The organism is Ruminococcus bovis (assembly GCF_005601135.1).
GTDB classification, from domain to species: Bacteria; Bacillota; Clostridia; order Oscillospirales; family Acutalibacteraceae; genus Ruminococcoides; species Ruminococcoides bovis.
This window is the reverse complement of the sequence record NZ_CP039381.1, coordinates 1,964,982-1,977,231: the sequence shown is the minus strand read 5'-3', so window position 1 is coordinate 1,977,231 and position 12,250 is coordinate 1,964,982. Positions and strand designations below refer to the sequence as shown.

The following is a 12,250-nucleotide window of genomic DNA, read 5'->3' as shown; positions in this document are numbered from 1 at the left end:
ACAAAATTCATGTACCAAAAATAGTACTTAATCTATTTTAATTGTCAACTTATTTACAAAAAAATGATTTGAACTTTTCAAACCATTCAACTACTTGGAATTTTATTTTATAATTATCATCATCAGATATAAGTTTTTTCTCATCATCTGTTAAGTTGGAATTTTCCAAGTCACTGCTTTCACCTAAACAGAATGATGGGTACATTACACACCACCAATTATGACCTTCGCCTTTACCTATAGTTATACGCAATGCATCATAAAAACCTGATGGTACAGTAAATTTTCCATACTGTCTTGTATTGAAATACATATTGGTAATTTCACCTTTTACCTTGTAATCATAACCTAAGTTATACACTTCTTTCTGTGCTACATTTAGGATGTTGACAAGGTTATTTTCTGTTACCTTTATAGTATCTTCCTTAGTTTCACAATCTCTATACAAATCTTCTGTATAAGAAAGAATCTTATCTCTAACTTTTAGCTTAAGTTCTTGGTCACTTTCTAAGTCGGAATTTGCTAGGATATGTAACCTAAAAATATCTTTCTCAAGTGACTTACATTGTGCAGTAAAAGGAATTAAAGAAAAAATAACTGTTAAGATTAAACCTAATGATAATGATTTTAATAATATTTTCATAATACAAAACCTGCCCTTCGATTAGAATATGGACAGGTTTATAAATTTTATTCAGTTATAATTGAGCAACCAATCTTGATTGGTTTGCATAGGAATGTTTGTGGGTAGGTTTCTTTTAACTTTTCTACACACTTAATAGCATTCTTTTCTTTTTTAAACACACCAAAAACTGCTGAGCCTGAACCACTCATACAAGCACCGTTAGCCTTTAGTTTATACATTAATTTCTTAATATCGTTAACTTCCTTAATATCAAGAAAAACATCAAAGTCATTGTACATTGAAGTACAAACTGAATTTAGGCTACGCATATAAATACCCTTAATAAGTTCATCGGAATATTTAAACTGTTTAGGTGGTTGAGCATCTATAGCGTCATAGGCCTCTTTGGTGGATACATTTACATCAGGTTTACAAATTACTATTGTACATTCAGGCATAGAATGAAGTTTCTCCATATCTGTACCGATACCTGTTGCAAGTTGAGTACCACCATTAATAAAGAATGGCACATCTGCTCCAATATAAGAACAAATTTCTTCCATATCTTTATCCTTTAGTCTGGTGTTATATAGCTTATTAAGACCCATTACAGTGGCAGCACCATCTGAGCTACCACCACCAAGACCCGCTTGTGAAGGTACAACCTTGTGAATATCAATATTGATACCTTCATTCTCAACCTTAGTATATCTGAAAAATCTTTCTGCTGATTTATACACAATATTTGTCTTATCAGTTGGCACATTACTATCGTTACAAGTAACTGTAATTTCTTTAGTATCTGTTGTAGTGATAGTTATTGTATCACTTAAAGAAATTGCTTGTAACACCAAACTGACAGAATGATAACCGTCAGGTCTTTTGCCAAGTACATCAACTGCAAGATTTACCTTTGCCGGTGCGTTAACCTTTATTTCCATCTTTTAACTCCACTAGGAATTCTTCAATTCTTCTCATAGCCTCAGCAATATTCTTTAGGCTATTACAGTAAGAAACTCTGATAAAGCCCTCACCACATTCACCAAAAGCATTACCGGGAACAACTGCAACATGCTTTTCTTTAATAAGTCTTGTACAGAATTCTTCTGATGAAAGGCCTGTACTTTTGATACAAGGGAAACAGTAGAAAGCACCCTTTGGTTCAAAGCAGTCAAGTCCAAGTTTATCAAATGAACCAACAATAAAATGCTTACGCATTTCATATTCATCTTTCATACTTTCAATATCATCATCACCATGACGAAGAGCCTCAATAGCAGCATACTGTGCAGTTGTTGGCGCACTCATAATACAGAACTGATGTAGCTTAGTCATTTGGGCAATAATTTCCTTAGGACCAAGTGCATAACCAAGTCTCCAACCTGTCATTGCGTATGTTTTACTGAAACCATTAACAACAATAGTTCTCTCATACATACCCTCAATATTAGCAATTGAAGTATGCTTGTCCTTTGTATATGTAAGTTCTGCATAGATTTCATCAGAAAGAACCATTAGGTCATGTTTCTTGATAACTTCAGCAATTGCCTCTAGGTCTTTCTTTTCCATAATACCACCGGTTGGGTTATTAGGATATGGAAGAATAAGTAGTTTTGTCTTGTCTGTAATAGCTTTTTCCAGGTCTTCAGGAACAATTCTGAATTCATTCTCAACCTTAGTATCCATTAGTACAGGAGTAGCTCCTGCCATTTCTGTTAATGGTTCATAGCATACAAATGATGGCTGAGGAATGATAACTTCATCTCCCGGACCTGCTAAACAACGAATTGCTACATCAATAGCTTCACTGCCACCTACAGTAACAAGTACCTGTGAAAGTGGTTCATATTTAATACCGAATCTACGGTCATAATACTTAGTAATTTCATCTCTTAAAATAGACAAACCTCTGTTTGGTGTGTACCAAGTTTTGCCCATTTGTAGTGAAGAGATACCTTCTTCTCTAACATGCCAAGGTGTCTTAAAATCAGGTTCACCTACTGAAAGAGAAATAACATTGTCCATCTCAGCAGCAATATCAAAGAACTTTCTGATACCTGATGGCTTAACAGAAACGATTTTACTGTTGAGTACCTTTGAATAATCCATTATAATACAAGGCTCCTTTTATCTTCTTCTTCAATAGTTTCTGCCATAATAACGCCACCCTCTTTGTAGTTCTTTAGGATAAAGTTAGTTTGGCATGATAGAACATTTGCTAAAGGTGATAGTCTTCTGCTAACAAATGATGCAACATCATTCATAGTCTTACCTGTAACAACTAGAGAAAGGTCATAAGAACCTGCAATTAGGTTTACTGTTTCAACTTCATCAAAAGCCATAATCTTCTCTGCAATCTTGTCAAAGCCTGTTTCTGGTTCAGGAGCAACCTTAACTTCAATAATAGCAGAAACATCTTTGTCTTCTAGCTTTTCCCAGTTAACAACTGCCTTGTAACCTTTGATGATACCTTTTTCTTCATATTCCTTAATCTGAGCCTTAATGTAGTCTTCAGGCTCACTTAGAATTAACGCAAGTTCTGATGTTGTATATTTTGAATTTTCGGATAATAATTTAAGTAACTTATTCATAATAATACCTCACACTTTTACTAATTGTTTCTTTTCGTTTGTTTCTATTAAATGAACACATACAACTGATGCAAGAAGAAAAACCTCTCTCCCATTATCGGTTATATTGATTTCATAGCCTTTTGATAAATCTGCCCATTTCTTGTAATGAGTTAGGAGAACTGAGTTATCTGTATCTCTTATTTCAAAATTTTTACCAAGAATATCGCCACAAATTCTCCAACTAATACCGTAATAATAGCACATTGGTCTAAACTTATTTTTGTTAAAAACAAGTCTTATGGTACTATTATTATTCTTAATTGTAAAAGCCTTCATAAATGGCAATGGTACAGAATTAATTGTACACAGCTTATTAAAGCTAATGTCTGTAATAACAAGATTCCAATATGAATGACTATAGTCCCTTAGCACATAGTACTTAATATGACCCAGTTCATCATAAATTACAAATCTTGAATTTACTGTTGAAGTATCTTTGCTAAAATAGAACTTCATAAAAATCACCTTTTGCTAAATTTTACAATAGGTTTTTTCTAACACTTTCTTTAAAGGAAAATTCCTTGAGTGGTTCTTCCTTTTCTCTTACATTATAGCACATAATCTGACCTAAAATAAACCAGAAAATTATTACCATAAATGATATATCAAAAACCAGTGCTTTCTCAAAACAAGCAAACACCAGATATGACACAATAAAACTGAATAAACATGGGAAAATGCCATGTTCAAGCTCTTTACCTTTTCTAAACAGATACTTTGTAATTGATATACCGTTTCTAAAGGCAAAAATCATAAATAACAAAAATCCGATTACACCTGAACATACAAGAATAGTTATGTATGCGTTGTGAATATCTGTAGTAAATGAGGCAAACATACTTGCAAAGTCACCACTGTATAGGTTAGCAAAATGCATACCACCATCAATATATTTGTAGCTATAGCTTAGGATATTACCCTTACCGATACCCATTACAGGATGATGGGAGAAAATAGTCATTGCTTGATTCCACAAAGTAAATCTACCGGAATCAACATTAGAATTTTCATGTTCAAAAGTAACATCAGAATTTTCAGGCAATACTGTTGTAATATTTGAACCTACATCACTGTCTGAAAGGATAATATTGCTATTGGAATTAATAAGTGTTGATACACCGATTTGGCAAATACTTCTTAGGAAATATGTGCAACAAATAATAACAACACCGGCAACTAATGTTGAAAGAAATCTCAATATCAATTGTTTCTTCTTATAGTCACCTCTTGAAGTGATAAACTTTGTAACAACAAACACAATAACATAACCAAGGAACAGAACCATACTTGCATTACTGTCACATAAGAATAAAGTCAGAATGTTGATAAAAAGACCTGATGCAAGCCAAATTCTTGATGTAGCAGGTAAAGCAGAATACTTACTGTCAAACTTATGTATTGTTAGTATATGCACACAAAATACAACAAATACAGATGCAAAACCACAAAGGTTAGGGTTAATAAAAAGACCTGTAAATCTATTTTCGTATACAATCAAGTCTATCCATTCATTGTGGTAAGAAACATTAAACACAAGACAAGCAATACCCACTACTTGCATTAAAGTCACCATATATAGAAAAATTCTTGCAACTGTATAAAGTTCATGCTTTATGTCGGTACTTTTCTCAATATATGCCCCGTAAAAAACAAAGAAACATACCGAAACAAAAACAAGAAATAATAAATTTATTAAGAAATTGTCAGTAATATGGATAAGGGCAGTAATAAGATTAACACCTAAAAAAGCCATTGCCCACAAACCAAATTCCATTTTCTTATATGCTTTATACTTAACTATATTTCTAACAGTAAGATAAATTCCCCAAATAGCAAGGACAACTAAAAAACAATAAGCCGGTATTTGAAGAAAGGCTACATTTGTAAAAAACAAACATAAAATAAAACTTACTCTAAAATAGCTTGAGTTATTCAGTAGGCTAATTTTGTCCACCTCCCTATCGTTTAAATACTTCTTTAACAGTCTTTAGCATTAAGCTAAAATCTCTTCTTAATCTAAATCTTTGAAGATACTTTAAATTATATCGCATTTTATCCGGTAGAATTTTGTTGATATATGTTGCATCAACATCATCACCTTCTTTAAGGAGTTTGTTCTCATCTTTATACTTAATAGAAGCAAAACTTGTAATACCTGCAGGTAAAAGAAGTGTTGCATAATACACCGGTTTATACTGTTCAACATATTTTACAACTTCAGGCCTAGTACCTACAATTGTCATTTTACCTGTCAGTACATGGAAAATCTGTGGTAATTCGTCAAGTCTATACTTTCTTAAGGCTCTACCGATTAGGGTAACTCTTTCGTCACCTTCCTTGGTAAGAAGTTCACCACACTGGTCAGAACCAACAATCATTGTTCTGAATTTCAAAATCATAAAGTGCTTACCGTACTTAGTAACACGCTCTTGCTTATAAAATACAGGACCTTTGGTGGCACTAATCTTGATAATAAAAGCGATTACAAGCATTGGTATTGCAAGTAATATAATCAAAATAATTGACAAGATAATATCAGATATTCTCTTAAGAATAATACTTGTTTTTTTCTTTTTTAATATATCGTAATATTTCTTAACTTCCGGACATTGGAACTCCTTAGGGAGTTTATCAAAATCTTTTAACAAAATAAATTCTCCGTTCTAGAATAAAATGCACATACATAAGTTATATTATATATCAAGAAAGCTATTAAATCAATAAAAAATAATTAATTCGTAAATTTAATTATTTTTTGAAATTTTACACATATTTTCCCTTGACTTATGGCACTTAGTTGGGTAAAATATATGTATAGAAATTGAGGTGAAGCTAAATGAACAATGAATTTGCACCTGATCTTATCACTCTTATTGATGATGAAGGTAACGAACACAGCTTTGAAATTCTGGACACTATTGAACATGAAGATAGTGAATATTATGCACTTTATCCATTTTACGAAAATCCGGAGGATAGTGTAAACGATGCCGGAGAATACTATATTATGGAAGCTATCATCAACGATAATGGTGAAGAAGAATTTGCTGAAATTGACGATGAAGATTTACTAGATTATTTAGCAGAAAAGTTTGAAGCTAACTTTGAAAAACTTTTCGATGACGAGGATGAAATCTAAGATTTAGTTTATCCCCCTACCTGATTTGCGAATATGCGAAAATAACCCTACAACTTTTTAAAAGGGAGCACGGACTCCATATGCGGTGTTGAAGACCTTATGATTCATTAGGGATCCTAAAGCTGTTGGGAGTGCACCCACCTGTCATTTTGTAGGCAGGTTATATTTAAGCATTTACGGTCAGGTGGGGTTTTTCTATAATTTTTTAAATTTGCGAGGACTTTATATATGAAAATATCTGTACTTGGATGTGGACGCTGGGGCAGTTGTATTGCCTGGTATCTTGACAAAATCGGTCATGATGTACTTTCCGGAGGACTGGAAAATGCACCTGAATTTATTGCTCTAAAGAACAACAGAAAGAACGACTACCTTTCCTACCCTGACTCTATTGAGGTTTCTTCTGACCTTAAGTATTCAGTCGAAAGGGCTGAGGTTATTGTTATTTCTATTAGTTGTCAGCATCTTAGAGAATATATGACTGATATTGCTAAGTACGACCTTACCGGAAAAACTATTGTACTTTGTATGAAAGGTATTGAAGAAACTACCGGTGAAAGACTTAGTGAAGTTGTCAGTGAGTTTATTGACAAAGACAAAACTAAGGTTGCAGTTTGGGTTGGTCCGGGACATCCTCAAGACTATGTTAGAGGTATTCCTAACTGTATGGTTATTGACAGTGAGGATGAAGAAGTTAAGAAAAAGCTGGTTAAAGAATTTAACAGTGAGCTTATTCGTTTTTACATAGGTACAGATTTAATCGGTACAGAAATCGGTGCTGCTGCAAAGAATGTTATTGGCATTTGTGCCGGTATGCTTGATGGACTAGGATATACAAGCCTAAAAGGTGGTTTAATGGCCAGAGCACCTAGAGAGGTTGCTGCCCTTATTAAAGTTATGGGTGGTAATGAAATGAGTGCATATGGACTTTGTCATCTTGGTGACTATGAGGCTACTTTGTTCTCTAAATGGAGTCACAACAGAATGTACGGTGAACAACTGATTAAAGGACAAAAGTATGATAAACTTGCTGAGGGTGTTATGACAACTAAGGCAATTTACAAATTAGCTAAGAAGATGGGTGTGGAAATGCCTATTGTTAATCAGCTATATGAAGTTCTATTTGAAAATAAAGAAATCACTCCTGCACTGGACGCTCTGTTTAAGAGAGATGTGAGAAGTGAATTTTAATTAAAATTTTATATTTACATAAAAAAGACCTGAATTATCAGGTCTTTTCTTTATGCTTATTTTCTTTTTACTATATCTACTTTAGTTAATCTAAAGAATAGATATGCTAAATTCATACCAATCATATAACAAACAATATCAATAATATCAAAGAAACCTCTTGCAGTTACATACTGCATAATTTCTATACCGAATGAAATTGCTAAGAAAATAAGTTCTGTAAAAATAACACCCTTATTCTTAAAGAAATATGCAATTGGCATTAGCACAATTATGTTTAGTATAAACTGTAATAATGATTCTGAGTCGGTAGTTAGTTCTTGTAAAGATGCAATTAAATTGAAATTCATTTCTCTTATGGAAGAATTACGACCATAAAGCACAAATAATAGGAACAAAAAGTATAAGGCTACTACAACCTTAAATACAATTGGGTTAACCTTTAATCCTGTAATTAAATACACGATAAAAGTACAAGCTACCATTGACAATATCATTGTCAATATACTACTTAGCATATATATTGTATCACCTAACATAGTAGGAACTTTATCCATTAGTGCAAAGTTATACAATAAATATCCACCTACTACACCAATAACAATTGAAATTATTAGCTTAATAACATAAACTGTCTTGTTCATAACCTTCTCCTTTCGATAAGCGTTTGTAATTATACCATATATTTTACAGAATATATCATAATAATAAAAATTTTTATTATTTTTGGTAGTAATTTAGAATAATTTATAACATTGGGTATAAAAATAGTGAATTAACACAAAGAAAAAAGTCCACCCAAAAGGATGGACTTTAAGTTTATAATTTTAAGTTTGGTATTAGTACATACCGCCCATATCAGGCATTTGTGGCTGAGCAGGAGCAGCAGGTTCTTTAATATCACTAACAAGTGATTCTGTTGTTAGAACCATTGATGCAACTGAGGATGCATTCTGTAGAGCTGAACGAGTAACCTTAGTTGGGTCAACAATACCGTTCTTCATCATATCCATATATTCACCTGTTAGAGCGTTGTAACCATAGTTTACTTCGTTCTTTTCTAGGATATTATTTAGGATAACTGAGCCTTCAACACCGGCATTAGCAGCAATCTGACGAACAGGTTCTTCAAGAGCCTTAAGAACAATCTTAACACCTGTTAGTTCGTCACCTTCTGTTTCGTTAACTAGTTCAGAAACTGCACTGATTGTATTTACAAGAGCAGTACCACCACCGGCTACGATACCTTCTTCAACGGCAGCCTTTGTAGCAGCTAGAGCATCTTCAATACGAAGTTTCTGTTCTTTCATTTCGATTTCTGTAGCAGCACCTACTTTGATAACTGCAACACCACCGGCTAGTTTAGCTAGTCTTTCCTGTAGCTTTTCTTTATCAAATTCAGATGTTGTTGTTTCAATCTGTGAACGGATGTTGTTTACTCTATCCTTGATAGCCTGAGAGTCACCTGCACCATCAACAATGATTGTGTTTTCCTTGTCAACCTTAACCTGACGAGCAGTACCTAGCTGATCAATTGTACAATCCTTTAGTTCAAGACCTAGATCTGATGTGATAACCTGACCACCTGTTAGGATAGCAATATCCTGTAGCATTTCTTTTCTTCTGTCACCAAAGCCTGGGGCTTTAACTGCAACACAAGTAAATGTACCACGAAGTTTGTTAAGAACTAGAGTTGTTAGTGCTTCACCTTCAACATCTTCAGCAATAATTAGAAGTTTCTTACCGGCCTGAACAATCTGTTCAAGTAGAGGTAGAATTTCCTGAGTTGTTGAAATCTTTTTATCAGTAATAAGAATTAGACAATCATCAAGTTCAGCAACCATCTTGTCTGTATCTGTTACCATATAAGGTGCAATGTAACCTCTGTCAAACATCATACCTTCTACAACTTCTGAATATGTTTCAGCAGTCTTTGATTCTTCTACTGTGATAACACCGTCAGTAGAAACCTTTTCCATTGCTTCAGCAATTAGCTTACCGATTAGTGGGTCAGCTGATGAGATTGTTGCAACTCTTGCAATATCTTCTGTACCTGAAACAACCTTAGAATTCTTCTTTAGAGTTTCAACTGCCTTATTAACTGCCTTTTTGATACCATTCTTTAGTACCATTGGGTTTGCACCTGCAGTAACATTCTTCATACCTTCACGGATAAGAGCCTGTGCAAGTAGAGTAGCAGTTGTTGTACCGTCACCGGCAACATCGTTAGTCTTTGTTGAAACTTCCTTAACTAGCTGAGCACCCATATTTTCAAATGGGTCTTCTAGTTCAATTTCCTTAGCAATAGTAACACCATCATTAGTGATTAGTGGTGCACCGAATTTCTTATCTAGAACAACATTTCTGCCCTTAGGGCCTAGTGTGATTTTAACTGTATCAGCAAGTTGGTCAATACCGGACATTAAAGCCTTTCTTGCCTCTTCGCCATAAAGCATTTGTTTAGCCATAATTTATTAACCTCTCTTCTTATTCAACAATAGCAAGAATATCTGACTGTGAAACGATAGTGTATTCTTCACCGTCAAGTTTGATTTCAGTACCACTATACTTAGAAGTAACTACCTTGTCGCCTACTTTAACTGTCATTTCTACCTTTTCACCGTCTACTACACCACCAGGACCTACTGCTACTACTGTTGCGAAAGCAGGTTTCTCCTGTGCTGATGTAGAAAGAACAATACCGGAAGCTGTTGTCTGTTCAGCCTCTTCTACCTTAACAACTACTTTGTCTGCTAATGGTTTAATTGTCATAATATTTATCCTCCTTAAAGTTGTTAACTACTTGGTTTAGCACTCTCTATCTCTGAGTGCTAAATATATTGTAGCACCAGTTTTTCATACAGTCAAGACCTTTATAGGGATTTTTTTCAAAATCTTATATACATTTTTCTATTTACTGTACATATTATCACATAAGTTTCACTTAACGCTTAAAATACATATATGCTTGGCACTTTAACATACCGTTATATAACTTTCTTCTCTTGTCAGCTTTGCGACCAAAGATTTTTTCAAATTCATCATCCGGTGATATTATAGTATAACTCCAACCGTCTTTTTTGACGAATTTTTTACCCATAATTTTATAAAGTTCTCTTGCCCTATCAATATCAAGAAGTCTTTCGCCGTAAGGAGGGTTGGTAATAACTGTACCTCTCTCAGTATCATGGACAAAGTCCCTTATATCTCTATGCTCAAATGTAATTCTATCGGCTACACCGGCTTTTTCTGCATTTTCTCTGGCAATATTCAGGCTTTCTTCATCAATATCGTAACCGATACCCTTAAATGCACAATCGGTATTGATTTCAGATTTCGCCTTTTCTCTTTCCTGTTCCCACACTTCATTAGGAATTTGTTTCCAGTTTTCTGCTGAAAATTCTCTATTTAATCCCGGTGCAATTTTCATAGCCTTTAAAGCACTTTCGATTAGAATTGTACCACTGCCACACATAGGATCAATTACAGTATGGTTGGCTCTAACCATAGAAAGTTCGGCCAAAACTGCTGCTAAAGTTTCTTTGATAGGTGCATCATTTGAATTTTCTCTATAACCTCTTTTATAAAGACCTTTACCTGTTGTATCCAGCATAATAGAAACTTTATCTTTAAAGATTAGGAACTGAATTTGGTGCAAGTCACCATCATCATTTAGCCATTCCACTCCATAAGCCTTAGAAAGTGACTTTGCTGAGGCTTTCTTAATAATCTTTTGGCAGTCAGGTACTGACATTAGCTGACTTGATAGACAAGTGCCTTTTACCGGAAAATTGTCATCCTTATCAATATATTCAGACCATTTGATTTTGCTTACACCGTTAAAAAGTTCTTCAAATGTTCTGGCATAAAAAGTGCCTAAAAGAATCATAATTCTCTCGGCATATCGGCTACAAATATTGGCTCTTGCAAGAATGTTGTAATTACCCTTAAAAATTACTCTGCCGTTCTCAGGTGTTACTTCTTTAGCACCCATAAATTTTAGTTCATTAGCTACAAGGCCCTCTACACCTAAAAGGCAAGTAGCAACATATGTTAGTTCTTTCTTCATAAAAATCTCCAAAAAATATAGAGGCTCAAATGGGCCTCTATATTCATTCACTTAATTGTTATTAATATTCTTCAGGTTCTAGTAAACCGTAAGTGTTGTTCTTACGCTTGTAAACAACATTTGTTTCATCAGTATCAGCATTGATGAAAACAAAGAAGTCATGGTCAAGCATATTCATCTGTAGGATAGCTTCCTCAACAGAAACAGGCTTAATAGGAATTGTCTTTGTTCTAATGTCGAATTCCTGTTCGTCCTCAATATCTTCTTCAGGAAGAAGAACAGCAAAATCAGCTGTGTTATCTCTAAGTCTTCTTGCTAGACGAGTTTTGTTCTTTCTCATCTGACGACCTAGAATGTCAACAACCTTATCTAGAGCATCGTTCATTTCGTCCTGAGTATCCTCAGCACGGAACACCATACCATTATCTTTTACTGTAACTTCAACAGTCTGACGGTTCTTATATAGTGTTACAACAACAGAAGCCTCTGCATCTTCAGAGAAAATCTTCTGAAACTTTGCTAATTTCTTTTCGCATAATTCTTTAAAGTTGTCCTTTAAATTTACTTTTCTTGCAGTATAGGTGATTTTCATT

At 34.1% G+C, this 12,250-nt stretch carries 14 protein-coding genes and 1 other RNA gene; 3 read left to right on the top strand and 12 right to left on the bottom strand.

Annotated features, from left to right (window positions below; translation table 11 throughout):
• Nucleotides 1-49: 49 nt before the first annotated feature.
• From E5Z56_RS09345 to E5Z56_RS09315, 7 genes are all read right to left on the bottom strand, one after another.
• Nucleotides 50-643, bottom strand: a complete 594-nt coding sequence (locus E5Z56_RS09345; protein WP_138157552.1) for a stage II sporulation protein R — start codon at nt 641-643, stop codon at nt 50-52.
• A 47-nt stretch (nt 644-690) separates the two neighbouring features.
• Nucleotides 691-1,566: a 4-(cytidine 5'-diphospho)-2-C-methyl-D-erythritol kinase gene (ispE, locus tag E5Z56_RS09340; RefSeq protein ID WP_138157551.1), complete on the bottom strand. Its 876-nt coding sequence runs from the start codon at nt 1,564-1,566 to the stop codon at nt 691-693.
• Nucleotides 1,550-2,734: an aminotransferase class I/II-fold pyridoxal phosphate-dependent enzyme gene (locus tag E5Z56_RS09335; protein ID WP_175405440.1), complete on the bottom strand. Its 1,185-nt coding sequence runs from the start codon at nt 2,732-2,734 to the stop codon at nt 1,550-1,552. Before E5Z56_RS09335 ends, ispE begins: the two co-directional genes overlap by 17 nt.
• Nucleotides 2,734-3,216, bottom strand: a complete 483-nt coding sequence (locus E5Z56_RS09330) for an Lrp/AsnC family transcriptional regulator (RefSeq protein WP_138157549.1) — start codon at nt 3,214-3,216, stop codon at nt 2,734-2,736. The genes E5Z56_RS09335 and E5Z56_RS09330 overlap by 1 nt, the downstream gene beginning before the upstream one ends.
• Nucleotides 3,217-3,225: 9 nt before the next feature.
• Nucleotides 3,226-3,714, bottom strand: coding sequence for an LURP-one-related/scramblase family protein (locus E5Z56_RS09325; protein ID WP_138157548.1), 489 nt, complete (start codon nt 3,712-3,714; stop codon nt 3,226-3,228).
• A gap of 22 nt (nt 3,715-3,736) precedes the next feature.
• Nucleotides 3,737-5,032 (bottom strand): O-antigen ligase family protein, encoded by a 1,296-nt coding sequence (locus E5Z56_RS09320; RefSeq protein WP_138157547.1) that lies wholly within the window; start codon nt 5,030-5,032, stop codon nt 3,737-3,739.
• Nucleotides 5,033-5,216: 184 nt separating this feature from the next.
• A complete protein-coding gene (locus E5Z56_RS09315) occupies nt 5,217-5,906 on the bottom strand; it encodes a sugar transferase (protein ID WP_138157546.1) in 690 nt (229 codons plus the stop codon).
• A 188-nt stretch (nt 5,907-6,094) separates the two neighbouring features.
• On the opposite strand from E5Z56_RS09315, the gene E5Z56_RS09310 reads away from it, so the two are divergent.
• The 3 genes from E5Z56_RS09310 (at nt 6,095) to E5Z56_RS09300 (ending at nt 7,588) form a co-directional block, all read left to right on the top strand.
• The gene (locus E5Z56_RS09310) at nt 6,095-6,397 is read left to right on the top strand and encodes a DUF1292 domain-containing protein (protein ID WP_138157545.1); all 303 of its coding nucleotides are present in this window, start codon (nt 6,095-6,097) and stop codon (nt 6,395-6,397) included.
• A gap of 10 nt (nt 6,398-6,407) precedes the next feature.
• Nucleotides 6,408-6,592, top strand: a non-coding RNA gene (ssrS, locus tag E5Z56_RS09305) — 6S RNA.
• Nucleotides 6,593-6,625: 33 nt separating this feature from the next.
• On the top strand, nt 6,626-7,588 hold the full coding sequence (locus tag E5Z56_RS09300) for an NAD(P)H-dependent glycerol-3-phosphate dehydrogenase (RefSeq protein WP_138157544.1): 963 nt from the start codon (nt 6,626-6,628) through the stop codon (nt 7,586-7,588).
• A 56-nt stretch (nt 7,589-7,644) separates the two neighbouring features.
• Here E5Z56_RS09300 and E5Z56_RS09295 read toward each other — a convergent pair whose 3' ends face one another.
• The 5 genes from E5Z56_RS09295 to hpf all read right to left on the bottom strand — a co-directional run bounded on the left by E5Z56_RS09295 (nt 7,645) and on the right by hpf (nt 12,249).
• Complete coding sequence (locus E5Z56_RS09295; RefSeq protein ID WP_138157543.1) at nt 7,645-8,232, bottom strand: VanZ family protein; 588 nt, start codon at nt 8,230-8,232, stop codon at nt 7,645-7,647.
• Nucleotides 8,233-8,427: 195 nt separating this feature from the next.
• Nucleotides 8,428-10,056 (bottom strand): chaperonin GroEL, encoded by a 1,629-nt coding sequence (groL, locus tag E5Z56_RS09290; protein WP_138157542.1) that lies wholly within the window; start codon nt 10,054-10,056, stop codon nt 8,428-8,430.
• A gap of 19 nt (nt 10,057-10,075) precedes the next feature.
• Nucleotides 10,076-10,360 carry a co-chaperone GroES gene (locus E5Z56_RS09285; RefSeq protein WP_022506180.1) on the bottom strand — a complete coding sequence of 95 codons (285 nt, stop codon included), beginning with the start codon at nt 10,358-10,360 and terminating at the stop codon, nt 10,076-10,078.
• A gap of 172 nt (nt 10,361-10,532) precedes the next feature.
• Nucleotides 10,533-11,657, bottom strand: coding sequence for a THUMP domain-containing class I SAM-dependent RNA methyltransferase (locus tag E5Z56_RS09280; protein ID WP_138157541.1), 1,125 nt, complete (start codon nt 11,655-11,657; stop codon nt 10,533-10,535).
• Nucleotides 11,658-11,718: 61 nt separating this feature from the next.
• Nucleotides 11,719-12,249: a ribosome hibernation-promoting factor, HPF/YfiA family gene (hpf, locus tag E5Z56_RS09275; protein ID WP_138157540.1), complete on the bottom strand. Its 531-nt coding sequence runs from the start codon at nt 12,247-12,249 to the stop codon at nt 11,719-11,721.
• Nucleotide 12,250: the final 1 nt, after the last annotated feature.